At 69.6% G+C, this 23076-nt stretch carries 19 protein-coding genes and 2 tRNA genes; 9 read left to right on the top strand and 12 right to left on the bottom strand.

The window, feature by feature from the left end; genetic code table 11:
- Nucleotides 1-117 precede the first annotated feature (117 nt).
- Nucleotides 118-1065 (top strand): hypothetical protein, encoded by a 948-nt coding sequence (locus ACZ9QC_RS28155; protein ID WP_472915668.1) that lies wholly within the window; start codon nucleotides 118-120, stop codon nucleotides 1063-1065.
- 65 nt (nucleotides 1066-1130) lie between these two features.
- Here ACZ9QC_RS28155 and clpX read toward each other — a convergent pair whose 3' ends face one another.
- The 5 genes from clpX to ACZ9QC_RS28130 all read right to left on the bottom strand — a co-directional run bounded on the left by clpX (nucleotide 1131) and on the right by ACZ9QC_RS28130 (nucleotide 6076).
- Nucleotides 1131-2417, bottom strand: a complete 1287-nt coding sequence (clpX, locus tag ACZ9QC_RS28150; RefSeq protein WP_472915667.1) for an ATP-dependent Clp protease ATP-binding subunit ClpX — start codon at nucleotides 2415-2417, stop codon at nucleotides 1131-1133.
- Between the two features lie 203 nt (nucleotides 2418-2620).
- The gene (locus tag ACZ9QC_RS28145; RefSeq protein ID WP_467338435.1) at nucleotides 2621-3301 is read right to left on the bottom strand and encodes an ATP-dependent Clp protease proteolytic subunit; all 681 of its coding nucleotides are present in this window, start codon (nucleotides 3299-3301) and stop codon (nucleotides 2621-2623) included.
- Between the two features lie 79 nt (nucleotides 3302-3380).
- Nucleotides 3381-3995, bottom strand: coding sequence for an ATP-dependent Clp protease proteolytic subunit (locus ACZ9QC_RS28140; protein ID WP_239760336.1), 615 nt, complete (start codon nucleotides 3993-3995; stop codon nucleotides 3381-3383).
- 408 nt (nucleotides 3996-4403) lie between these two features.
- The gene (gene tig / locus ACZ9QC_RS28135) at nucleotides 4404-5801 is read right to left on the bottom strand and encodes a trigger factor (protein ID WP_472915666.1); all 1398 of its coding nucleotides are present in this window, start codon (nucleotides 5799-5801) and stop codon (nucleotides 4404-4406) included.
- 198 nt (nucleotides 5802-5999) lie between these two features.
- Nucleotides 6000-6076 (bottom strand) — tRNA-Pro (locus ACZ9QC_RS28130).
- Between the two features lie 177 nt (nucleotides 6077-6253).
- Here ACZ9QC_RS28130 and ACZ9QC_RS28125 point away from each other — a divergent pair.
- The 3 genes from ACZ9QC_RS28125 (at nucleotide 6254) to ACZ9QC_RS28115 (ending at nucleotide 7827) form a co-directional block, all read left to right on the top strand.
- Nucleotides 6254-6327, top strand: a tRNA-Gly gene (locus ACZ9QC_RS28125).
- A 119-nt stretch (nucleotides 6328-6446) separates the two neighbouring features.
- Nucleotides 6447-7199, top strand: a complete 753-nt coding sequence (locus ACZ9QC_RS28120; protein ID WP_472915665.1) for a hypothetical protein — start codon at nucleotides 6447-6449, stop codon at nucleotides 7197-7199.
- Between the two features lie 367 nt (nucleotides 7200-7566).
- Nucleotides 7567-7827 (top strand): hypothetical protein, encoded by a 261-nt coding sequence (locus tag ACZ9QC_RS28115; protein ID WP_472915664.1) that lies wholly within the window; start codon nucleotides 7567-7569, stop codon nucleotides 7825-7827.
- On the opposite strand, the gene ACZ9QC_RS28110 is transcribed toward ACZ9QC_RS28115, so the two are convergent.
- Nucleotides 7824-8018 (bottom strand): hypothetical protein, encoded by a 195-nt coding sequence (locus ACZ9QC_RS28110; protein WP_033526477.1) that lies wholly within the window; start codon nucleotides 8016-8018, stop codon nucleotides 7824-7826. The genes ACZ9QC_RS28115 and ACZ9QC_RS28110 overlap by 4 nt on opposite strands.
- 579 nt (nucleotides 8019-8597) lie before the next feature.
- Here ACZ9QC_RS28110 and ACZ9QC_RS28105 point away from each other — a divergent pair.
- Entirely contained in the window at nucleotides 8598-9800 is a 1203-nt protein-coding gene (locus ACZ9QC_RS28105; RefSeq protein ID WP_472915663.1) for an acyltransferase family protein, read from the top strand.
- Nucleotides 9801-9845: 45 nt separating this feature from the next.
- Here ACZ9QC_RS28105 and ACZ9QC_RS28100 read toward each other — a convergent pair whose 3' ends face one another.
- Both ACZ9QC_RS28100 and ACZ9QC_RS28095 read right to left on the bottom strand, forming a co-directional pair.
- Nucleotides 9846-10322, bottom strand: coding sequence for an HD domain-containing protein (locus tag ACZ9QC_RS28100; protein ID WP_472915662.1), 477 nt, complete (start codon nucleotides 10320-10322; stop codon nucleotides 9846-9848).
- 755 nt (nucleotides 10323-11077) lie between these two features.
- Complete coding sequence (locus tag ACZ9QC_RS28095; protein ID WP_472915661.1) at nucleotides 11078-12250, bottom strand: PP2C family protein-serine/threonine phosphatase; 1173 nt, start codon at nucleotides 12248-12250, stop codon at nucleotides 11078-11080.
- A 225-nt stretch (nucleotides 12251-12475) separates the two neighbouring features.
- Between ACZ9QC_RS28095 and ACZ9QC_RS28090 the strand changes: the two genes are divergently transcribed.
- Nucleotides 12476-13723, top strand: coding sequence for a GNAT family N-acetyltransferase (locus ACZ9QC_RS28090; protein WP_472915660.1), 1248 nt, complete (start codon nucleotides 12476-12478; stop codon nucleotides 13721-13723).
- Between the two features lie 25 nt (nucleotides 13724-13748).
- On the opposite strand, the gene ACZ9QC_RS28085 is transcribed toward ACZ9QC_RS28090, so the two are convergent.
- Both ACZ9QC_RS28085 and ACZ9QC_RS28080 read right to left on the bottom strand, forming a co-directional pair.
- Complete coding sequence (locus ACZ9QC_RS28085; RefSeq protein ID WP_472915659.1) at nucleotides 13749-14600, bottom strand: Fpg/Nei family DNA glycosylase; 852 nt, start codon at nucleotides 14598-14600, stop codon at nucleotides 13749-13751.
- Between the two features lie 216 nt (nucleotides 14601-14816).
- Nucleotides 14817-15302, bottom strand: a complete 486-nt coding sequence (locus ACZ9QC_RS28080; RefSeq protein WP_472915658.1) for a ribose-5-phosphate isomerase — start codon at nucleotides 15300-15302, stop codon at nucleotides 14817-14819.
- Between the two features lie 276 nt (nucleotides 15303-15578).
- Between ACZ9QC_RS28080 and ACZ9QC_RS28075 the strand changes: the two genes are divergently transcribed.
- Nucleotides 15579-17045 carry an amino acid permease gene (locus tag ACZ9QC_RS28075; protein WP_472915657.1) on the top strand — a complete coding sequence of 489 codons (1467 nt, stop codon included), beginning with the start codon at nucleotides 15579-15581 and terminating at the stop codon, nucleotides 17043-17045.
- 113 nt (nucleotides 17046-17158) lie between these two features.
- On the opposite strand, the gene ACZ9QC_RS28070 is transcribed toward ACZ9QC_RS28075, so the two are convergent.
- Nucleotides 17159-19321 (bottom strand): serine/threonine-protein kinase, encoded by a 2163-nt coding sequence (locus ACZ9QC_RS28070; RefSeq protein WP_472921832.1) that lies wholly within the window; start codon nucleotides 19319-19321, stop codon nucleotides 17159-17161.
- Nucleotides 19322-19582: 261 nt separating this feature from the next.
- Here ACZ9QC_RS28070 and ACZ9QC_RS28065 point away from each other — a divergent pair, with 261 nt between their 5' ends.
- A complete protein-coding gene (locus ACZ9QC_RS28065; RefSeq protein WP_472915656.1) occupies nucleotides 19583-20323 on the top strand; it encodes a cell wall protein in 741 nt (246 codons plus the stop codon).
- Nucleotides 20324-20546: 223 nt separating this feature from the next.
- On the opposite strand, the gene ACZ9QC_RS28060 is transcribed toward ACZ9QC_RS28065, so the two are convergent.
- A complete protein-coding gene (locus ACZ9QC_RS28060) occupies nucleotides 20547-21131 on the bottom strand; it encodes a biotin transporter BioY (RefSeq protein WP_472915655.1) in 585 nt (194 codons plus the stop codon).
- A gap of 460 nt (nucleotides 21132-21591) precedes the next feature.
- On the opposite strand from ACZ9QC_RS28060, the gene ACZ9QC_RS28055 reads away from it, so the two are divergent.
- Nucleotides 21592-22902, top strand: a complete 1311-nt coding sequence (locus ACZ9QC_RS28055; protein ID WP_472915654.1) for an ROK family protein — start codon at nucleotides 21592-21594, stop codon at nucleotides 22900-22902.
- Nucleotides 22903-23076 lie beyond the last annotated feature (174 nt).

The raw sequence follows: 23076 nt of genomic DNA, 5'->3' as shown, positions 1-23076 counted from the left end.
CGGGGTCGTCCCGAAACCGGATTCTTCCGTAACGGTGTGACCCCCGGTGCGTGGGACCCATCGCGTTTGCGCCAGGATGTCAGGAACACATAAGCATTCTGGAGGGGAACCCAGAACATGAGTCACAACCAGCCGGGCCCGTACGGCGGGCAGCCCCAGCAGCCTGGACCGTACGGACAGCCGGGCCCCTACGGCCAGCAGCCGCCGCAGGCCGCCCCCCAGCCCGGCTACGGCTACCCGCAGCAGGCGCCGCCGCAGCAGCCGGGTTACGGGTATCCCCAGCAGGCTCCCCAGGGCGTCCCGCCCCAGACCCCGCCGTACGGCCAGGCCCCGTACGGCCAGCAGCCGTACCCGACCGTGCCCCAGCCTCCGGTTCCCTCCGGCGGTGGCGGCAAGAAGGTCGGCATCATCCTCGGCGCGGTCGCGGTGGTGGCGGCGGTAGCGGTGGGCGCGTACTTCGTCCTCGGCGGCAGTGGCGGCGCGGACATCGCGGACGACGGCCCGCACAAGCTGACCACGCCGGCGACGGTGCTCGGCGAGTACAAGAAGTCCGACAGCGGCGGCGACAGCGGCGCCATGTCCGAGGACGATCTGAAGGACGCCGAGAACTGGGGCGTCAAGAACCCCAAGGACGTCAGCGCCAGCTACCAGTCGGGCGACGAGAGCAACCCGCTCGCCGGGAAGATGCTCTCGTTCGGCGGCGTCTACGGCGAGATCGAGGACCCCGAGGCGGCGGTCGACGGTTTCTTCGCCTTCATGAAGAAGGACGCCCAGGACGAGGACGAGGACGTCACGTTCGTCGGCGACCCGAAGGAGTACACGCCCGACGCTCTCGAGGGCGCCGTCCTGAAGTGCCAGGAGGTCCAGATGGACAACTCCGACAGCACTTCGGCGACCGAGCCGAAGAAGGTCAACATGACCTACTGCGTGTGGGGCGACTACAGCACGCTCGGCTTCGTCCTGCCGATGGAGTTCGCGGACATCGCCGCGGGCAAGAGCACCGATCCCGAGGACGCGGCCGACATCACGGCCAAGCTGCGCAAGGAAGTTCGCGTCAAGGTCTGATCAACCTCGAAGGGGCCCCGGTCGGTTGACCGGGGCCCCTTCGATGTCTGGGCAGCGCTGCGGAGTTACGCCGTCTTCTGCTCCCCCGGCCCCCGCCCGCGCGCGTCCCTCGGGATCAGGGTCGGGTTCACGTTCGAGTGGACGACGTCCGCTGTGATGACGACCCGGGCCACGTCCTTGCGGGACGGGACCTCGTACATCACGGACATCAGGACTTCCTCCATGATGGCGCGCAGGCCGCGCGCGCCGGTCTGGCGGAGGATGGCCTGGTCGGCGATGGCTTCGAGGGCCTCGCGCTCGAAGTCCAGCTCCACGCCGTCGAGTTCGAAGAGGCGCTGGTACTGCTTCATCAGCGCGTTGCGGGGCTCGACCAGGATCTGCAGAAGGGCCTCGCGGTCCAGGTTGTGGACGGAGGTGATGACCGGGAGACGGCCGATGAACTCCGGGATCATGCCGAACTTGACCAGGTCCTCCGGCATGACGTCCTCGAACTGGTCCTTGGACTCGAGTTCGCGCTTGGAGCGGATCGTGGCACCGAAGCCGATTCCCTTGGCCCCGGCGCGGGACTCGATGATCTTCTCCAGGCCCGCGAAGGCACCGCCCACGATGAACAGGACGTTCGTCGTGTCGATCTGGATGAACTCCTGGTGCGGGTGCTTGCGGCCGCCCTGGGGCGGGACCGACGCAGTGGTGCCTTCCAGGATCTTCAGCAGGGCCTGCTGGACGCCCTCACCCGATACGTCGCGGGTGATGGACGGGTTTTCGCTCTTTCGGGCCACCTTGTCGATCTCGTCGATGTAGATGATCCCGGTCTCGGCCTTCTTGACGTCGTAGTCGGCGGCCTGGATGAGCTTCAGCAGGATGTTCTCGACGTCCTCGCCGACGTAGCCGGCCTCCGTCAGCGCGGTCGCGTCCGCGATCGCGAACGGGACGTTCAGCATGCGCGCGAGGGTCTGGGCGAGGAGGGTCTTGCCGGAGCCCGTGGGGCCCAGCAGGAGGATGTTGGACTTCGCCAACTCGATGGCGTCCTCGCGGCTTTGACCGCCGCCGTTCTCACCTGCCTGGACGCGCTTGTAGTGGTTGTAGACCGCCACGGAGAGCGCCTTCTTGGCCGCCTCCTGGCCGACCACGTACCCCTCGAGGAACTCGTAGATCTCGCGGGGCTTCGGGAGCTCCTCCCAGCGCACTTCGCTGGTCTCGGCGAGCTCCTCCTCGATGATCTCGTTGCAGAGGTCGATGCACTCGTCGCAGATGTACACACCGGGCCCTGCGATGAGCTTCTTGACCTGCTTCTGGCTCTTGCCGCAGAACGAGCACTTGAGCAGATCGCCGCCGTCACCGATGCGTGCCACGGTGTGCTTCCCCTTCGCCTGGGAGACGCCTGGACGATTGGAATCCAGCGGCTCCTGGTGCTGCCTTATGTCGACGGTACCTTGCCGGGCCCCCCGTTCGGGCCCCCCTTGGCACGGTTCGCTTTGTCGTGCACCTTGTCGTGCACTGGGTCAAACGGTGCCAACCATGCCAAGGGGCGGCAGACATTACAGCCTTTTCGCGGTCAGCGGACGCTGTTGTTGTTCATCTTCCGCGTGGAGATGATCTGGTCGATCAGGCCGTACGAAAGCGCGTCCTCGGCCGTGAGGATCTTGTCGCGCTCGATGTCCTCGCGGATCTTCTCGATCGGCGTGGTCGAGTGCTTGGCCAGCATGTCCTCCAGCTGCGCACGCATACGGAGGATCTCGTTGGCGGCGATCTCCAGGTCGGAGACCTGCCCGCGGCCCGTCTCGCTGTACGGCTGGTGGATCAGGACGCGGGCGTTCGGCAGCGCCATGCGCTTGCCCGGCGTACCGGCGGCCAGCAGGATCGCGGCGGCGGAGGCCGCCTGACCCATGCAGACCGTCTGGATGTCGGGCTTCACGAACTGCATCGTGTCGTAGATCGCAGTGAGCGCCGTGAAGGAGCCGCCGGGGCTGTTGATGTAGACCGAGATGTCCCGGTCGGGGTCCATCGACTCCAGGCACAGCAGCTGAGCCATGACGTCGTTGGCGGAGGCGTCGTCGATCTGCACACCGAGGAAGATCACCCGCTCCTCGAAGAGCTTCGCGTACGGGTCGTACTCGCGGATGCCCTGCGAGGTGCGCTCGACGAAGCGCGGGATGACGTAACGGGACTCGGCCGTCGGACCCGAGTACTGGGAGCGTGCGCTGTCGTGGAGGCCGCTGCCGGGGAAGTCGTTCACTTGTGTCTCCTGGGAGCCTGAGAGGGGCTGAGGCGGTCGGCTGGGGGCGTTACGGGGGCGTGCGTGCCGGCGGGTGCCGTCACGCCTGCCCGGCCCCGGTGCCGCCGCCGCCCGGCATGCCCGCGGCGGTGGCGATGACGTCGTCGATGAGGCCGTAGGCCTTGGCCTCGAAGGCGTCGAACCAGCGGTCGCGGTCCGAGTCACGGGTGATCTGCTCGACCGACTGGCCCGTGTGCTGGGAGGTGAGCTCGGCCATGCGCTTCTTGGTGTGCAGCAGCCGCTCGGCGTGGATCTTGATGTCCGAGGCGGAGCCCGCCAGGCCCGCGGAGGGCTGGTGGATCAGGATCTCGGCGTTCGGCAGCGCGAAGCGCTTGCCCGGGGTGCCCGCGCTGAGCAGGAACTGCCCCATCGAGGCCGCCAGACCCATGGCGATGGTCACCACGTCGTTCTTGATGTACTGCATCGTGTCGTAGATCGCCATGCCGGCCGTGATGGAGCCGCCCGGGCTGTTGATGTAGAGGTAAATGTCCTTGTCCGGGTCGGCGGCAAGGAGCAGCAGCTGTGCGGTGATCTTGTTCGCGATGTCGTCGTCGACCGGCTGGCCGAGGAAGATGATCCGCTCGTTGAGCAGCCGGTTGTAGACATGGTCGCCGAGGCCACCGCCGATGGAAGGCTCGCCGGCGGCGGAGGGCATCAGATTCGTCACGTATCCACCTGCTCGTCTTACGACGGCGCCGGGCCGTCTTCACGTTTCCCTTCCGGGGGCCGAGCCGTTTTCCCGACGGCTCCGCCCTCGTATTCATGGACCCTAACGCGGTGGCTCCGCCGGTGAATCCCGCAGAGGGAACTGTTCGCTGTCAGCGCATGTGCTGCGCTGGCTGGGCGGGGGGTGGCTGGTCGCCCCCGGACGCCGAAGGGGCGCGGGGAACTGCGCGACCGGCCCCCTGCGAGCCGCAGACGCGTCTGCCATCGTCCGTGCCATGGCGAGTGCGGCTTGTACGTGGTTGCTCGCTCAGTTCCCCGCGCCCCTGGGTAGGCCGACGGGCCCCCGGGTCACAAAGTGATCCGGGGGCCCGTCTCAAGCCTGCTGTTCGCGGAGTGATCAGGCCTCGGGGGCCTTCTCCTCGGCCTCGGCCTCGGCGGCGGCCGGGGCTTCCTCGGTGCTCTCAGCGGACGCGTCCTCGTCCTCGTCGTCGTCCAGGTCGACGATCTCGCCGTTGGTGTCCTTCACCGTGGAGGACTCGACGACCAGGGCCAGGGCCTTGCCGCGGGCGACCTCGCCGACGAGGAGCTGGACCTGGTTGTTCTGGACGACGGCCTGGGCGAACTGGTCCGGGGACATGCCGGAGGAGGCCGCGCGGCGCATGAGGTGCTCGGTGAGCTCCTCCTGGTTGACGTTCAGCTTCTCCTTGGCGACCAGCTCGTCGAGGACGAACTGGGTCTTGATGCCCTTGACGGCCGCTTCCTTGGTCTCGGCGTCGAACTCCTCGACCGTCTTGCCCTGGATCTCGAGGTACTTCTCGAGGTCCAGGCCCATCTGGCCGAGCTGGTGGTGCTCCAGGTTGTGCTTGCGGGTGTTGATCTCGTCCTCGAGCAGCTTCTCGGGGACGGGCACCTCGACGAGCTCCAGCAGCTTCTCCAGGACGCGCTCCTGGGCCTGCGTGGCCTGGTCGTACTGCTTCATGTTCTCCAGGCGCTTGCGGCTGTCGGCGCGCAGCTCCTCGAGGGTGTCGAACTCGGAGGCGAGCTGGGCGAACTCGTCGTCCAGGGCCGGGAGTTCACGGGCGGCGACCTGGGAGACCTTGACGGTCACCTCGGCCTCCTTGCCGGCCGCCGAGCCGCCCTTGAGCTCGGAGGTGAAGGTGGCCTCGCCACCGGCCTCCAGGCCCTTCACGGCGTCGTCGATGCCGTCCAGCAGCTCGCCGGAGCCGATGGTGTACGAGACACCCTCGGCGACGCCGTCCTCGAGGACCTCGCCGTCGACCTTGGCCTCCAGGTCGAGCGTCACGACGTCGCCGTCCTCGGCGGCGCGCTCGACCGGGGAGGTGGAGGCGAAGCGCTCACGGAGCTGCTCCACCGCCTTCTCGACGTCCTCCTCGGTGACCTCGACGGCGTCGACCTCGACCTCGATGCCGGAGTAGTCCGGGATCTCGATGGTCGGGCGGACCTCGACCTCGGCGGTGAAGTTCAGCGTCTCGCCGTCCTTCAGCTCCGTGATGTCGACCTCGGGCTGGCCCAGGACGTTGAGCTCGGCCTCGTTGACCGCGTCGGTGTAGAACTTCGGAAGCGCGTCGTTGACCGCCTCCTCCAGGACCGCACCGCGGCCGAACCGCTGGTCGATGACGCGGGCCGGGATCTTGCCCTTGCGGAAGCCCTTCACCGTGACCTGCTGGTTGATCTTCTTGTACGCCGCGTCGAGGCTGTCCTTGAGCTCCTCGAAGGGCACCTCGATGCTGAGCCGAACCCGGGTCGGGTTCAGGGTCTCCACGGCGCTCTTCACGGTTCGGTCTCCTTGGGGGCTGACTTCTTTGGGTTCTGCTGACGTCCCCCGCCGGTGCGGCGGGGCTTCAGCGGATTAGCGGCCCTTGAGAGACGTGAGAGTGCAGACACACGGGCGCGCAGCTTGCATAGTAACCGCAGGCGGTACACGCCCCAAAAGGCGATCTTGCCGGTGGGCGGGCGCGCCGTACCGGCGCGGTGGTCGGGGTGGCGGGATTTGAACCCACGGCCTTCCGCTCCCAAAGCGGACGCGCTACCAAGCTGCGCCACACCCCGTCTGGTGCGACACGTAGGGTACATGCCCGCAGGCCATACGGTTGCCGGATTTACCGAGTGCGCGGGCGCGTGCGACGGCGGGCGCCGGGCGCGGCCCGGAAGGGGTGTGCGGCGGAGCCGTCCGACCCGCTACGATGCCTTCAGTGCCGCGGTCCTCCGACCTGCGGCGCGCACTGTGCGGGCGTAGCTCAATGGTAGAGCCCTAGTCTTCCAAACTAGCTACGCGGGTTCGATTCCCGTCGCCCGCTCCATACCGCTCAGGGTCAGGCCGGAGGATCTTCTCTCCGCCTGGCCCTGATCGTTTTTCATGACAGTCGGAGTGAGCCCTTCTTCATCACGGTCGGAGTGAGCTTTGAGGAGGTTCCCTGCCATGCACCGCTCGGTCGCCGCGGCGGTCGGTGTCGCGGCCGCCGCCCTGCTTGTCGGCTGTGGCTCCGGAAGTGCCGGGGAGGCACCCGCGCCGACGCCGAAGAGCGGAGCGTCCGCCTCGCCGGGGGCCGACGGCTCGTTCGACGTCGAGGCGGCGCTCGAGAACGCGGATCCGGCGCCCTACTCGGCCGAGGTTCGGACGGAGACCTATGCGGGGTCCACGCTGACGGTGGTCATGACCGGCCGGATGAACTTCAACGCGTCGAGCCCTACGGGCAGGCTGACCGTGGCGACCTTCGACAGCGTCCCGAAGGACCAGGCGTTCGAGGCGGAAACGATCCTGCTGGCGGACGCGACCTACACACGCGCCGTGGACGGCGACGGAGCGGCCGGTGAGTGGCGCCGTACGGGACCGGGCTCCTCGGGGGCCGAGGTGGCCGACTACGGCGCTTACGCACAACTCCTCCTGGACCTCGGGCCGAAGGCTCGCAGAGGGCCGGAGGAGGTGGACGGGATCCGGACGTATCGACTCTCCGGCGAGGTCACCCAGGACCGGCTCCGGACCGTGGACCGTCGGCTGTACGAGAAGATGCGTGCCACGGGCACCAAGGAGTTCGCCTGCGAGGTGTGGGTCGACGAGGCGGGCCGGGTCGTGCGGTTCGAGCAGCGGCTCGAGGTGTCCGGCAACGCGGCGCGCAACGTCGTGACCCTCAAGGGCTTCAGGGGCCCGGTGACCGTGAGCGCGCCCGAGTAAGCCCGGGCGACCACCGCACCCTTCCGGGGCGGCACATGGCGCCCGAGGCGGCCCATGATGGCTGACGACATCGCGTGAAGAGGCCGAATCGCGCCCTACTGGGATCCGGTCGGATTCGCTCACACTCGGCTTTATGGGGGCGATTCGGGATGGCGACCGGTCGGCATGCGATGAATGCGGCGAGACCGGTGTCAGCGCGGGCGAGCGCGGTCGGTTCCGGCTGCTGGCGTGGCTCTGCGAGAGGTGCTGGAACACCTTCGCCAACGAGATGGCCGCGACCGAGGGAGCCACGGCCGCGCCGAGACCCGACCCCGGACCCGATGACGTGACGTGGATCGAGCCGCCGGTTTGCCCTGAATGCGGAGCCTTGGTCCGCATATACCCGACGAACTACGACCGTTGGGTCAGCCTCGCCATGGTGGAACTGCCCGCCAAGGACGTGCCGGAGGCCTTCCGGTGGCGTCTGACGAGGGTTCCGGAGCTCTCCCCCTTATCCACGGACGTCGTGGCCGTGCGGGTGCGCGGGATCGATCCGCTGCCGGGCGAACCCGTCGTGCCGGCCCACCGCATGGTGTGTGCCGGCGGCCCGGGTTCACCGTCTCGCGGTGCGCGGTCGGGCGGGCACTAGAACTGGATCGAGTTGATCGTGTCCGCTATCGAGTTCAGGAAGCGTTGGATGTCGTCGGCCATGCCCGTCGAGGCGAGGAAGAAGCCGAAGAGGATGGCGACGACGGCCGGGCCGGCCTTGATCGTCCCCCCTCGCATCAGAACCACCAGGATGATCCCCAGCAAGAGGACCACTGACAGCGAAATGGCCACACAGATCACACCCTCGGTCGGTCCGCACTCCCGGCCCGGGGCGCCGACCCCACGCGCACCCCGCAAGAACCATCGTGCCACCAACCAGGCCGTCATATGCAGCGGCTGAGACAACGTCGACCACGGCACCGCACCCGCGCCACCCCCGTCCCCGGCCAACGGCGGGACCCCGGAGGTGAATTCGGCGTGATCGTTTCCGTGCACACACAACCCGGGCGCAGGGAATTCGAATTGTTGCCACAGACACACCAAGGGGCCCACCCAGGGCGGTAATTAACCGGACATTTCACCGGAATCGCCTGCGCACGTTATGCACCATTTAGTCGAGATGAATGCGGACAGACCAGTGCAGGCCATGCGCCTTGGGGTGTACGGACGGTGATGTTCTGCGTGAGGCACACTTCACCGAATCCCGGGTACCCGTGAGTGACACGTACCCCTCAATACAGGATTCACGTCGGTGGTTTTACGAAATCGCACAGACAACGCTAGGGTGCCTCAGATGTTCACCGCTGCCTCGTCCCCCGCTTGCGCAGCGAGTGCTCGGACCGTCCCCCGCAGTTCCCGGCGGGAGGGTCCGTGACGAACTCGCTGCGACCGCACGACCGGTCCAGGACGCCGCTCCCGCCGGCACAGTCACCACAGTCGCCGGCCGACGGAGTGCCGAGTCCGCGCTCGCTGAAGTCCTCGTCCCCTCATCCGACGCCGGGTGGCGCCTCCCCGGAGGCCAGACCGGCCAAACAGCGTGACGCGTTCTTCGACAACGCGAAGTACCTCGCCATCGTGCTCGTCGCGATGGGGCACGCGTGGGAGCCGCTGACCGATCACAGCCGCGCCGCCGAGGCGCTGTACATGTTCGTGTACACGTTCCACATGCCGGCGTTCATCATCATCTCCGGCTACTTCTCGCGCAGTTTCGACATGCGCGCCGACCGGCTCCGCCGGCTGATCACCGGCATCGCCGTGCCGTACGTCCTCTTCGAGATCGCGTACTCCGTCTTCAAGCAGTACGGCAACGACGATCCCTCGCATCCGATCAGCCTGCTCGACCCGTGGTACCTCACCTGGTTCCTGATCGCGCTGTTCGTGTGGCGGCTGACGACCCCGCTGTGGAAGGTGGTGCGCTGGCCGATCCCGGTGGCGCTCGGCATCGCGGCGCTCGCCTCCGTCTCGCCCGACATCGGCGACGACCTGGACCTGCAACGCGTCCTGCAGTTCCTGCCCTTCTTCGTCGTCGGTCTCTTCATGAAGCCCGCGCACTTCCAGTTCATGCGGCGCCGTGAGGTGCGGATACTGTCCGTGCCGGTGGCGGCCGCCGCGCTGGCGATGGCGTACTGGGTGGGGCCGCACATGAACTCGGCGTGGTTCTACCACCGGGACAGCGCGCAGGAGCTGGGTGCGCCGTGGTGGGCCGGGGTCGTCATGACCTTCGCGCTCTTCGGCTGCTCCATGGTGCTCACCACCTGCTTCTTCGCCTGGGTGCCCCGGCGGAAGATGTGGTTCACCGTGCTGGGCGCGGGCACGCTGTACGGCTACCTGCTGCACGGGTTCCTCGCGAAGGGCTCGCGCTTCTGGGACTGGTACGACGCCAACGCGTGGGTGTACCAGCCCCTCGGCGAGCTGGTCGTCACGGTCATCGCCGCGGCCGTCATCACCGTGTTGTGCACGCCGCCGGTGCAGCGGATGTTCCGGTTCGCCATGGAGCCGAAGATGGAGTGGGCGTTCAAGAGGGACGCCGCCGAGTTGGCTCGGGAGCGGGGGAAGGCCGGGGCCAAGGCCTAGACCCGCGGGCCGTTTCACCTTCCTGCCCCCCTCTCGCCGGGTGCGTCACGTCGCCTCCTCGGCCGTCGGTTCGTCCGGCAGGCCGAGGAGGTTTCGCATGTGGGCGTACTTGGCGGTCAGGCGGGTGCGGGTGGGGGCGTCGAGGACGGCCAGGCGGGCGGGGTTCGCGTTGTGGGCGAGGTCGGACTGTTTGACCAGGAGGGCGCCGGGGGTGGTGAGGATGCGGGCGGCGTAGGCCTCCGGGGGTTCGCCGGGGTGTTTGGTGAGGGCCCGGATGATGGCCTTCGTGCGGGGGGTCAGGGGGGCGGTGGTCAGCCATTCCTCGGTGAGGGCGTGGTCCTCGATGGCGTCGTGCAGCCAGGCTGCGGCGATCTGGTCGGGGTCGCCGCCGCGGGTGGCTACGCCGTGGGCGACCGCTTGGAGGTGCTCGGTGTAGGGGTGGCCGGCCTTGTCGGTCTGGGTGGCGTGGGCGGTGCGGGCGAGGGTCTCCACTTCGGGGAGGGTGAGGTGGGTCGGGGGCATCGGGGGCTCCTTTGTGAGTGTGTGGGTGCGTGAGTGTGTGGGTGCGTTGGGTTTGTTGGTCTGTGTTCTGTGGTGGTTTGCGGGCTTGCGGGTTCGTTGGCTGCGGTTTTGGGGGTCGCCCCCGCCGCCCCTACCCGTCCCGTCCTCCAGGGGCTGTGCCCCTTCGACCCCCTTGGGTGCCTGAGGGGTCGGGGTTTGGGGTTCGGGGGGCGGGGTGGGGCGGGTGGGTGAGATTGGGGTGGGGATGGGTGGGTTGTCGGGTGCGGGTTCGTCGTGGTTGCTCGCGCAGTTCCCCGCGCCCCTGAAGGGCGCGCAGGTCCCCGGCGGGCCGATGCACGACGCTCACACACCGCGGGCCGAACCGCGAGGGTCAACCCCACCTCCGTGCCGATCGACGACGGTCAAACCCTGAGGGGCGATCGGCGACGCTCAACCCCCCACGCCTGCGCCGAACCACGACGGTCAAACCCTGCGGGGCGATCGGTGACGCTCAACCCCCCACGCCTGCGCCACACCACGACGCTCAACCCCCCACCCCGCGCCGAACCACGATGCTCAACCCCCACCCCGCGCCGAACCACGACGCTCAACCGCCCACCCCGTGCCGACCGGCGTCGGTCAACCCCCGCCCCTTGCCGACTGGCACCGGTTGAACCCTGCGGGGCGATCGGGGTCGGTCGAATCCCCGTGTCGCTCGGCGGGCTGCGGCTTCGTGGGGCGGCGGGGTGTGCGGTTCGGGTGGGGCGGTGGGAGGGCTACCTCGTGGGGGTGGGGCCTTCTCGGCAGATCAGCAGGAGGGCTCGGTCGTCGTTGACGTCCTTGGCCACCGCCTCGATCAGGTGCCAGGCCGCGCCGTGGAAGCCGCCGGCGACGTAGCGGTCGGCCTCGCCCGTGAGCCGGTCGATGCCTTCGACGATGTCGCGGTCGGACGTCTCGACGAGGCCGTCGGTGAAGAGCATCAGGACGTCGCCGGGGCGCAGGGAGCCCTTGACCGGGTCGAACTGGGCGCCGTCGTAGACGCCGAGGAGGGGGCCCTCGGCGGCCTTCTCCTCCCAGCGGCCGGTGCCTGCGCTGAGTTGGAGGCCCGGCGGGTGGCCGGCGGAGAAGAGTTCGTAGTCGCCGGAGTCGAGGTCGAGGACGAGGTGGATGGAGGTCGCGAAGCCCTCGTCCCAGTCCTGGCGCAGGAGGTAGCCGTTGGCCGCCGGGAGGAACGCGTGCGGTGGGAGCGAGCCCAGCAGGCCGCCGAAGGCGCCGGAGAGGAGCAGGGCTCGGGAGCCGGCGTCCATGCCCTTGCCGGAGACGTCGGTGAGGACGACTTCCAGGGTGCGGCCGCCGTTCGTCCGGGCGGCCACGACGAAGTCGCCCGAGAACGACTGGCCGCCCGCCGGGCGCAGTGCCATCTCGCGGTGCCAACCGGTCGGCAGCTGCGGCAACTTGCTCTGCACCCGGATGCGTTCGCGCAGGTCGAAGAGCATGGTGCCGCCGCGCCGCCACGGGACGCCGACGCGGCTGCGGAACTGGGCGATGAGCAGACCGAAGAAACCGCAGGCGGCGACCACGAGCACGGTGCCGGGCGTCACCCGGGCCGGGCCGTCGGTGTACGGGCCGAGCTTGACGGACTCCACGATGAGGGCGGTCGCGGCGGCGGCGTAGAGGCCGAGGAGGCTGGCGGGCCGGAGCAGCAGACCGCCGGCGACGATGGGGAGGACGAGAGCGGCGGGTGAGAACCACACCTCGTTGATCATCGTGAGACAGGCGATCAGCGGGATCATCAGCAGCAGACCGGCCAGGGCGATCCAGTCGGAGCCGTCCCCGCGGAAGTAGTCGACGGCGGATTTGCGCACGCCGGTGCGGGCCCGGTGAACCAGCTTCTTCATCCGGGCCGTGAGCGTATCGGCCGCCGCGCGCCGCTCTCGTCCTGCTGCCATTGTTCGGGACCTTATCCATCGGACCAGCCCCTGTGCACAGGAGGTCCTACTTGTCCCCCTTCCGAGGGCCGGTTCACGACGAATCTCACACAGATCTCACACCGGAACGCGCTCTTCGGCCCCCGTGTGCCCTCCGTGCGGCACCTGGGAAGGATCCCACGTCGAACGGCGACGCGCGGGGCAAATTCGTTCGCTCGTACCGGATCGCCCTGCTAGGCATGGCGTATGACGACTGAGCTGCGGGCGCTGCGCAAGGAAGACTGGAACGTCTGGTACGACAACCTCCTCCGCGCCTTCGGCGGCGCTCCCGAACCCGCCGAGGAACGGGAGTTGTGGAAGGCGCTCACCCCGTACGACCGGTCGATCGGTGTGTGGGACGGCGATCAATGCGTCGGCACGGCCGGGGCGTTCGACTTCCGGATGACGGTCCCGGGCGGCACGGTCGTCCCGACGGCGGGCGTCACGATGGTCGGCGTCGCGGCCACGCACCGGCGGCGCGGGGTGCTGACGTCCATGATGCGGCGGCAGTTGGACGACATCCGCTCCTGGGGCGAGCCGCTGGCCGTGCTGACGGCGTCCGAGCCGGTGATCTACGGCCGCTTCGGGTACGGCCAGGCCACGCAACGGATCACCGCCGACATCGACACCACCCGGGTACGGCTGTCCGTGCCGCCCGGCACCGATGACGTACGGCTGCGGTACGCGGATCCGGCCGAGGTGCTCGACGTGTGCGAGGAGGTGTACGCCCGTCTGGTGCCGGAGCGGCCGGGGATGATGGAGCGGCGGCCCGGCTGGGAGCGGGTGGAACTGCTCGACACGGAGCGCCACCGGGAGGGGGCCTCGCCGTTGCAGTGCGTGGTGGCCGAGCGGGCGGGTGCGGGGGCCGGTTCCGGGGTCGTGGGGTACGCCCGTTTCCGGATCAAGTCCGACTGGGGGCACGCCGGACCGGAGGGGGTCGTCCAGGTGAGTTCGCTGGAGGCCGTGGACCCCGCCGCGCGGGCCGCGTTGTGGCGGTTCCTGTTCGACATCGACCTCACGCGGTGCGTGGTCGCCCACCGGCTGCCGGTGGACGAGCCGGTGCTGCACCTGGTGTCGGACGTCCGCCGGTGCGGACTGCGGGTCAAGGACGATCTGTACGTGCGGCTCGTGGACGTCGGTACAGCGCTGCGGACACGGACCTATCAGACGCCGCTGGACGTCGTGTTCGAGGTCGAGGACGCCTTCTGCCCCTGGAACGAGGGACGTTGGCGGCTCACCGGCGACGCGAAGGGCGCGACCTGCGAGCGGACCGCCGACGCCGCCGATCTCTCCCTCTCCGTACGGGAGTTGGGGGCGGCCTATCTGGGCGGCGTGAGCCTGGCCTCGCTGGGCGCGGCCGGGCTGGTGCGGGAACTGCGGGAGGGGGCGCTGGCGGAGGCGTCCACCGGCTTCCTGCCCTCGGGGCTCGCGCCCTGGCTGCCGCACGGGTTCTAGGACACCGGGGCAACAGCGCGCGTTGTCAGCGGTGTTGGCAGGACGGGCACCAGAAGAGGTTGCGGGCGGCGAGATCGGCGGTGCGGATCTCGCCGCCACAGATGTGACAGGGCAGGGTCGCCCTGCGGTACACGTACACCTCACCCCCGTGGTCGTCGACGCGCGGCGGGCGGCCCATCGCTTCCGGGAGGTGCTCGGGGCGGACCGTGTCGATGCGGTTGTGGCGTACGCCCTCGCGCATCAAGGCGACGAGGTCGGCCCAGATCGCGTCCCACTCCGCCGGGGTGACGTCCCTGCCCGCGCGGTACGGGTCGATGCCGTGCCGGAAGAGGACCTCCGCGCGGTAGACGTTGCCGACGCCCGCGATCACCTTCTGGTCCAGGAGGAGCGCGGCGATCGTCGTACGGCTGCGGGAGATCCGGGCGTACGCGCGGGCCGGGTCGGCGTCGGGGCGCAGCGGGTCCGGGCCGAGGCGGGCGTGCACGGCCCGCTTCTCGGCGTCCGTAATGAGGGCGCAGGTCGTGGGGCCCCGGAGGTCCATGTACGACGTGTCGTTGCGCAGCCGGAGGCGGACGGTGTCCGTGGGCGGGGGCGCGGGGGCCGGGCCGAAGGCGACCTTGCCGAAGAGGCCGAGATGGATGTGGACGCGTTCCTCGGCGGCCGCGTCGCCGAAGTGCAGGAAGAGGTGCTTGCCGTGGGCCTCGGCCGCGTGGAGGGGGGTGTCGGTGAGGAGGGCGGCGGCGTCGGCGAACTTGCCCTGGGGGCTGGTGACATGGACGTTCCGGCCGACGCCGTTGCCTTCGGGGCCGTCGCCCTCCGGGCCGAAGTGGGTGCGGCAGTCTTCGGCGAGGCGGTGGATGGTGTGCCCCTCCGGCACGGGGTCCTCCGGGGGTTCGGCAGGGGGTGGGGGTGGTTGGGGGTACGTCGTCGGGTGCGGGTCCGGTGGGGCTTCTCGCGCAGTTCCCCGCGCCCCTAAAAGCATCAGGCCCTGCGGGCCTAAAAGCATCAGGCCCTGCGGACTTGAAAGACCAGGCCCTGCGGGCCTGAAAAGCATGGGGCGCGGCCCCCGCTTTTCAGGTTCGCGGAGGCGGGGCTACGGCTGCGGGTGGTGCGGCGGGATCGGCGGGAGGTCGCCCGTCGTCTCGTACGTCGCCAGCATGTCGATGCGGCGGATGTGACGCTCGTCACCGGAGAACGGCGTGTTGATGAACGTCTCGACGAACTTGGTCGCGTCCTCCTCGGAGTGCATCCGGGCGCCGACAGCGACGACGTTCGCGTTGTTGTGCTCACGGCCCAGCGCGGCCGTCTCGGCGCTCCACGCGAGGGCCGCGCGGACGCCGGCCACCTTGTTCGCGGCGATCTGCTCGCCGTTGCCCGAGCCGCCGATGACGACGCCGAGGGACCCGGGGTCCGCGGCCGTACGCTCCGCCGCGCGGAGGCAGAACGGCGGGTAGTCGTCCTGGGCGTCGTAGATGTGGGGCCCGCAGTCGACGGGCTCGTGGCCGGCGGCCTTCAGCCACTCGACGAGGTGGTTCTTGAGTTCGTATCCGGCGTGATCCGAGCCGAGGTAGACGCGCATGGTCCGAGTGTGACACGCGTGTTTCGGCGCGGCACGACGGGGTGCGGGACCGGGGGAGCGCGACCCGCACCACGGAACCTCAAGTAAACCTCAAGTAACGATCTGGATTCAAAGGTTCAGGATTCCTTTCACCTCCGATTCACTGGACCGATCTTTACAGCGGCCCATCGGCCCCCAGCTGTGCACTCTCGTCTCCCGCTCTGACGAGAGTCGATCGGGTGGTCCTTGGGCAGACGCACGGAAGTCCCCACAAAGGCGCAAAGGACACCTCCCCCCATGACCTCCCAGCCGACTCTGCCGGACCAGGCAGACACCCCGGGCTCCTCCTCTCCCCCCTCCCCCGGTCTGCACGCCGGCCTCAAGAGCCGTCATCTGTCGATGATCGCCATCGGTGGTGTCATCGGCGCCGGTCTCTTCGTCGGGTCCAGTTCCGGCATCGCCACGGCCGGCCCCGGCATCCTGCTGTCGTACGCGCTCGTCGGCACGATGGTGGTGCTGGTGATGCGGATGCTCGGCGAGATGTCCGCCGCCAACCCGACCTCGGGTTCGTTCTCCGCCCACGCCGACCGCGCGCTCGGGCGCTGGGCCGGGTTCTCGATCGGCTGGCTGTACTGGTTCTTCTGGGTCGTCGTGCTCGCGGTCGAGGCGACCGCGGGTGCGGTGATCCTGGAGGGCTGGATCCCCGCCGTACCGCAGTGGGGCTGGGCACTGATCGTGATGATCGTGCTGACCGCCACGAACCTGGTGTCGGTGGGCTCCTACGGTGAGTTCGAGTTCTGGTTCGCCGGGATCAAGGTCGTCGCGATCGCCGCGTTCATCGTGGTGGGCGGACTGGCGGTCTTCGGGGTGCTGCCGGGCGTCGACTCCGAGAAGGCCGGACTGGCCAACCTCACCGACCACGGCGGGTTCCTGCCGAACGGCGCGGGCGCCATCCTCATCGGCGTGCTGCTGGTCGTCTTCTCCTTCATGGGCAGCGAGATCGCCACGCTGGCCGCCGGGGAGACGGAGGACCCGCAGAAGGCGGTCACCAAGTCCACCAACAGCATCATCTGGCGGATCGGCGTCTTCTACCTCGGCTCGATCTTCGTCGTGGTGACCCTGCTGCCGTGGAACGACCCGTCCATCAAGGAGAAGGGCTCCTACGTGGCCGCCCTGGACTCCCTCGGCATCGCACACGCCGGGCAGATCATGAACTTCATCGTGCTGACCTCGGTGCTGTCCTGTCTCAACTCCGGCCTCTACACCGCGTCGCGGATGGCGTTCTCGCTGGGGACGCGCGGGGACGCGCCGCGCGCGTTCGGCCGTACGAACGCGCGGGGTGTGCCGATGGCGGCCATCCTGTCCTCGGTGGTCTTCGGGTTCGTCGCGGTCATCTTCAACTACTTCTTCCCCGAGGGCGTCTTCCTCTTCCTGGTCAACTCCTCCGGTGCGGTCGCCCTGTTCGTGTGGCTCGTCATCTGCTTCTCCCAGCTGCGGATGCGGCGGATCATCGAGCGGGAGACGCCGGAGAAGCTCGTCGTGAAGATGTGGCTCTACCCGTATCTGACGTGGGCCACCATCGGACTGATCCTCTTCGTCCTCGGCTACATGCTCACCGACACCGAACACGGCAACCGCGAGATCCTGTTGCTGTCGCTGCTGGTCGCGGCGGTCGTCGTCGGCATCGCGCTCGTCAAGGAGAAGGTCGGTGGCGGGAAGTCCGCCGCCGAGTCCGCCGACAAGGTGTCCGACACGGTGCGTTGACCGGCTCGTAGGTCCGGATGAGGGGTCCGGTGGTGGTGCTTCCGCCGCCGGGCCTCTTTTTCGTGCCCATGGGCCTGCACAAGGCTCGTATCTCGTATGGGGCCTGCATGGGCCTACAGCGGGGTGAAGCTCTCCTCGACCTTCTCGTAGATCGGGAGGGCGCGGTCCTCGATGTCGGGGTGGTACCAGGTGGTCAGCTGGTAGGACTTGCCGCCGGTGTTGAAGCCCAGGGAGCGGACGTGCCAGGGCAGTTCCTGGGCGATGACGGTGTACTCCCACACAACGGCGGGCCTGCCACGGAACTCCGTCTCCTCCAGGCGGATCCGCTGGTATCCCGGCCCCTCGCTGGTGCTCTTCTCCTTCTTCCTCCACTGCTCCAGCAGGTCACCCCGCGCGAGCGAGGCCTTGCCGACGATCTCCTGCCGGGCGTCCGGCGAGGTGTAGTGCACCTCCGCGCCGGCGTGCACCTCCCGGGAGAAGCCGTCGGGCGGGACCCAGGCGAACACACCGGCCTCCGTACGGGCGCCCGGCGGCAGCTTCGGTGGCCGGGACGTGCCGGCGACGGTGGGGGACGGGGAGGAGGCGGAGGGCGAGGCCGTCGTCGACGACGCCTTGTCGTCCTTGCCGCCCTTGTCGTCGGGCGAGCCGTTCACCGCCGGTACGACGACCGCGGCCACGGCGGCGGCCACGGCGGCGGCCGCGACGAGGCCGATACGGCGGTTGCGCCGCCGACGGCCCTCGGGACCCGTGGGACCGTCCGGTTCCGTACGCCGGGAGGGCACGGGCGGGCCGGGCAGTTCGCCGGGCTGCATGGGGGTGGGCGTGGGAGTGGGAGTGGGGTGGGCTGCGGGGGTGGGAGACGAGGTGCGCCGGGGCCTGGTCGGTAGGTCGCTGTGGGCGGAGTGCTCGGGCGCCGGATCGGGGCCGGGGGCAGGGACGGGGAGGCGGGGGTCTGCCGGGGGCTGAGATGTGGGAGGGGAGGGAGGGGCGGAGGAAGGGGTGGAGGGAGGGGTGCGGCGGAGGACGGGCGTGGTGGCTCGGTCGGGTTCCGGGGTGGAACGGACTGTGGGGGTGCGGTGTGCTGGTGGAGTGGGGAGGGGTGCGGGCGTGGGGTGTCGTACGGGGGAAGGGGGCGTCGTCTCCGTTTCCGGGGCGGGGCCGGTCGGCGGTCGCCCGTTTCCGTCCGGTGGCCCGTTTCCGTCCGGTGGCCCCGGCCTCTCCTCGGGCGCCGGCGTCGGCGTTGGCGTTGGCATCGGAGGGCTCGCGGTCGGCTGGTCGAGGCCGGCGGCGACGGATGCCGTTGCCGTGCTGCCGGGTGCGGTGGCGTCCGCTGTGGTGATACCTGATGCCGTGGTGCCTGATGCTGCGATGCCTGACTCCGCCTCTTCACGGCCCGGTTGGGCGTGGTCGGCTCCAGGGCCCCCCTGGCCCGGTTCGCTCGGCTCGTCGGTGGGTCGGCCTTCCTCCGGCTCCGGCGGTATCGGTTCCGTCGGCCCCCTGGCCGCCTGTGAGGTGGCCGCCGGGGGTGTGGCGACGGCGCGCAGTGCCTCGATGAGGTGGGGCAGGCCCGGCCGGGCCTCGGGGTCCTTGTCGAGGAGGACGGCCAGGATGTGCTGGAGGGGGCCCGCGGCGGCCGGGAGTTCGGGCTCCTCGTAGAGGACGGCGTGGAGGGTGGCGAGCGTGGTGGAGCGCGAGAAGGGGGAACGGCCGCCGAGGGCCGCGCAGAGCGTGGCGCCGAGGGACCAGAGGTCGGAGGGCGGGCCCTGGGGGCGGCCGGAGATCCGCTCGGGGGCCATGTAGTCGGGGGAGCCGACGAGCATGCCGGCCATGGTGAGGGCCTCGGCGTTCTGGATGGCGGCGATGCCGAAGTCGGTGAGGACGGCCCGGTGGATGCCCGTACGCCTGATCAGGACGTTGGCCGGTTTGATGTCGCGGTGCAGGACGCCCTGGGCGTGCACCTGGCCCAGGGCGTCGACCAGTTCGAGGCCGATCCGGGCCGTGTCGTGCGCGTCCAGGGGGCCGTCCTCCGCCAGCAGCCGTTCCAGGGAGCGGCCGTCGACCAGTTCCATGACGATCCAGAGCCGCTCGCCCGCGTCGACGACGTCGTAGACGCGTACGACGTTGGGGTGGTCGATCCGGGCCGTGGCCCTGGCCTCGCGCAGGGTCCGCTCGCGTCGGGTGCGGCTGTCCTCCGGGTCCTGACCGTCGATACGCATTTCCTTGACGGCGACCTGCCGGTCGAGTATTTCGTCGGTGGCCCGCCAGACCCGACCCATTCCGCCCTGGCCTATGCATTCGACCAGCCGATAACGGTCGGCCACGATAAGACCTGGAACACCGCCCCGTGTTATTTCCGGCACCCCCATGCCCCCCTTCGGCAACGCTTTCACAACTGACCGCACACGCCACAGATGAACCACATCGTCGCGCATTGGTCACACTTCGTGCCGCACCAGCATAGTGCTGGGAAATCTTGTGGTACCTCTTCATAGGCCGTGAATTCAGGCACGGCCAGGGGGACGCAAGGGGGATGGAACATGAGTTCTCATCGTAAGACTGCCATCGCCGGATCGCTGCTCACCGCGTCGTTCACGTCGGTGATGATCCTCGGCTTCACGGCCTGGGCGGACGACGAGGGAGGATTGAGCAATCATGGCGGAAAGACCGTGGACGCGGCACCGGCGGACGTGAAGCTCTCGACGCTGCTGTCCAAGGAGATCAAAGTCGACAACAAGTCCGGGGAAACCGATATCACCGGCGTCGTGAAGAACGAGGGAAGCAAGGCGAGTGGCGAAATCCGATTGCTCGTGGTCGGTTTCGACGGCATGACGGTCAAGAACGTCGAGGGTTGTTCGACAATTCCGGAGGGGGATCTTCCCGACGGCGCGAACAGCGGTTTCGCGTGCGCGATCGACGATCTGGCGGCCGGAAAGTCGAAGACCTATGCGATCGACGCCACGTACGACCTGAGCAAGCAGGGCAAGATCTGCCTGCCGGTGCAGAACGCCGACGGGTCGAAGACGTACTGGCAGCAGGGTCCGGTCCCGTTCGGCACGACCAACCAGGCACCGAACGAGCCCGCGACCCCACTGCTCCTCGGCACCGACAACAGTCCGGTCACCCCCGGTGGCGGTGGGAAGGACGACAAGCCGGACGAGCTGCCGCAGACCGGTCCGGCCGACCGGGTCCTGCCGCTGGGCCTGGCGGGCGCCGCGCTCGTCTCCGCCGGTGCGGCGGGCCTGTGGTGGAACCAGCGGCGGGCCCGGCAGGAGTCCTGACCCGGGAAGCCTGCCCCGGGAAGCCTGACCCGGGACGCTTGACCCGGGACGCTTGACCCGGGAAGCCTGAACGCAGGAGGCCCGAACGTGGGAAGCGCGCACGCGTGAACGCGGGAAGCGCGCAGGCCTGAAGGCCGAAGAGGCTCGCCGTGGTGCGGTCGGTGGACGACCCGGCGAGCCTCTTCGGGTGCGGCGCCCGCTCAGTGGCGGGGCGTCACCTGCGTCACTTCTTCAGCAGCTTCCACGCCGTCGGCAGCAGCCCCATGGCCAGGACGACCTTGAGGGCGTCGCCGATCAGGAAGGGGGTGAGGCCGAGCGCGACGGCGGAGGTGAGGCTGATGTCGGCGGTGGCCGCGAGGTACGGGACGCCGACGGCGTAGATGATCGCCTCGCCGACGAGCATCGTGCCGGCCATCCGCAGCGTGGAGCGGTCGCCGCCCCGACGGGCCAGGGCGCCCACGGCGGCGACCGCCAGGATCATTCCGAGGATGTAGCCGAAGGAGACGCCGACGCCGGACGTGCCGTTGGCGAACCACGGCACACCGGCCAGGCCGGCCAGCGCGTACAGGGCGAGGGAGGCGACACCGCGACCCGCGCCGAGGGTGGTGCCGACGAGCAGGGCCGCGAAGGTCTGGCCGGTGACCGGGACCGGCGAACCCGGCACGGGCACCGCGATCTGGGCGGCGAGGCCGGTGAGCGCGGCACCGCCCACCACGAGCGCGATGTCGCGGGCGCGGGCGCCGGTGAAGGGCAGACGGTCGGCGAGGACCTCGCCGGGGCGGGCTGACGTGGCGACGGCGGTGCTCATGCTGGGGCTCACTCCGGCGGGTGACGGGGGCGGGGACACGGTGACGCTATCCCAGGCGACTCGGGCCGGACATCATCAGCGCTCGACAAAGGCATGAACGACGGCTTGGTTGACTTCGGACAAAGGATGCCGGTTACACCCGGTACGGCGTGACACCGGTCACTGAGGTGGAGCGGCTTGGGGCCTGACGGGGCGTCGACTCGCATCTGTAGGGTTTCACCAATCGGGTCGACGGGGTGGACAGGCGCCGTCTCGCCCGTCGGTCGCCGTCTGGGCAGCGGTGGGCCGTTTTGCTAGCTTCGGACTCATGGTTGCCCAGGCCCGGTACTTCTCGTCGCGTCGCTACGTCGACCTGCGACGCGTGGGCGCGGCCGCCTGTCGCCGACCCGGGTGAGGCGGCTCCGGCACGTCTCGCCCTCCGTGAGGCGCAGTGTCGGACCCGTTCCCGAGGATGATCGCCATGCCGCGTGCCGCGACAGCACCCACCCTTCACGCTCCCGCTCCCCCCGCTCTCCCTACTCCCGTTTCTCCGGGCGCCTTTCGGGCCGCTCACCCGTCGGCCCCTCCCGCCGCTGCCGGGTCCCCCGTGCCGCGTGCCGCCGACAGCGACCGGCGCAGGACCAGTGCCAGCGTGGTCCTGCGGTCCGTGCTGGAGCACGGTCCCGTCGCGCGCAGCGTCATCGCCCGGGTGACCGGGCTGTCGCCGGCGTCGGTGACCGACTACTGCGCCCGCTTCACCGGGCTCGGTCTCATCCGTGAGGCCGAACCTCCCCGGCGCTCCAAGGGGGCGGGCCGTCCGCATGTACCCCTGGACCTGGACGACTCGCGGTTCGTGGTGGGCGGGGTGCATGTGGCCGTCCCGTACACGACGGTCGCCCTGCTCGATCTGCGCGGACGGGTGCTCGTGGAGCGGCGGTCGAAGCACGCGTCCACCGAGCCCGGACCGGTGCTGGCGAGGGCCGCCGACGAACTCCGGTCCCTGCTGGACGAGATGCCGGGCTGCCGGCCCCTGGCCGTCGGTTTCGCGGCCGGCGGCTGGGTGGACCGTGAGAGCGGGACCGTCGTCGAGCATCCGCTGCTGGGCTGGCGCGAGGTGCCGGTGCGGGAGGTGCTCGGCGGTCTCACCGGCCTGCCGGTCCATGTGGACGGGCACGCGCGGGCGTTGGTGGCCGCCGAGCAGCTGTTCGGGCGGGCGCGGGGCAGCAGGAGCATGCTGCACCTGTTCGTCGGCAACATGGTCGACGCGGCGTTCGCGACCAACGACGAGGTGCACCACGGGCCGCGCTCGCAGGCGGGTTCGGTCGCGCATCTGCCGTTGCCCGGGGGCACCGAGCCCTGCGACTGCGGGCGGGTCGGCTGCCTCCAGGCCGAGTTGAGCGAGCGGACCCTGTGCCGGCGGGCCCGGGAGGCCGAGGTCGCCGACGGGACGAACCCGATGCGGGTGCTGTCCGCCGCGGCGGACGGTGACGCGACGGCCGTACGGCTGCTGGTGGAGCGGGCCCGGATGGTGGGGCGGGCGGCGGAGCTGCTGCTCGACGTGCTGAACCCGGAGACCGTGGTCGTCACCGAGATCGGGGTGATCGGCCGGGCGGACTGTCTCGCCGCGTTGCACGAGGCGGTCGGGGCGGGCCGGGCGGCGGCCGTGAGGCCGACGAGCTTCCCCGACTCCGTGCCGGCCACGGCGGGCGGGGCGGTGGCCCTGGACGTGCTGTTCCGGGATCCGCTGGGGTCCGTGGAGCGTCTGGAGCACGCCTCGGCCGGGATCGGTTAATTCAGAAACTCCGAATGTTGACAGGCCTTGCCGAAGACCGGGAACATCGTATTCATGCTGCTCACGAGTTGTCGCACCCACTGTTGCTGACACGTTGACGTCCCGGGGTGCCCACCGCGCCCCGGCTACGCGGCACTTCTTTCTGCGTGAATTCACTTCCGCGGCTCCCTGTTT

The organism is Streptomyces sp. HUAS MS02 (assembly GCF_055702265.1).
The sequence above is the reverse complement of the archived record's forward strand: the minus strand, read 5'-3'. Positions and strand labels throughout refer to the sequence as shown.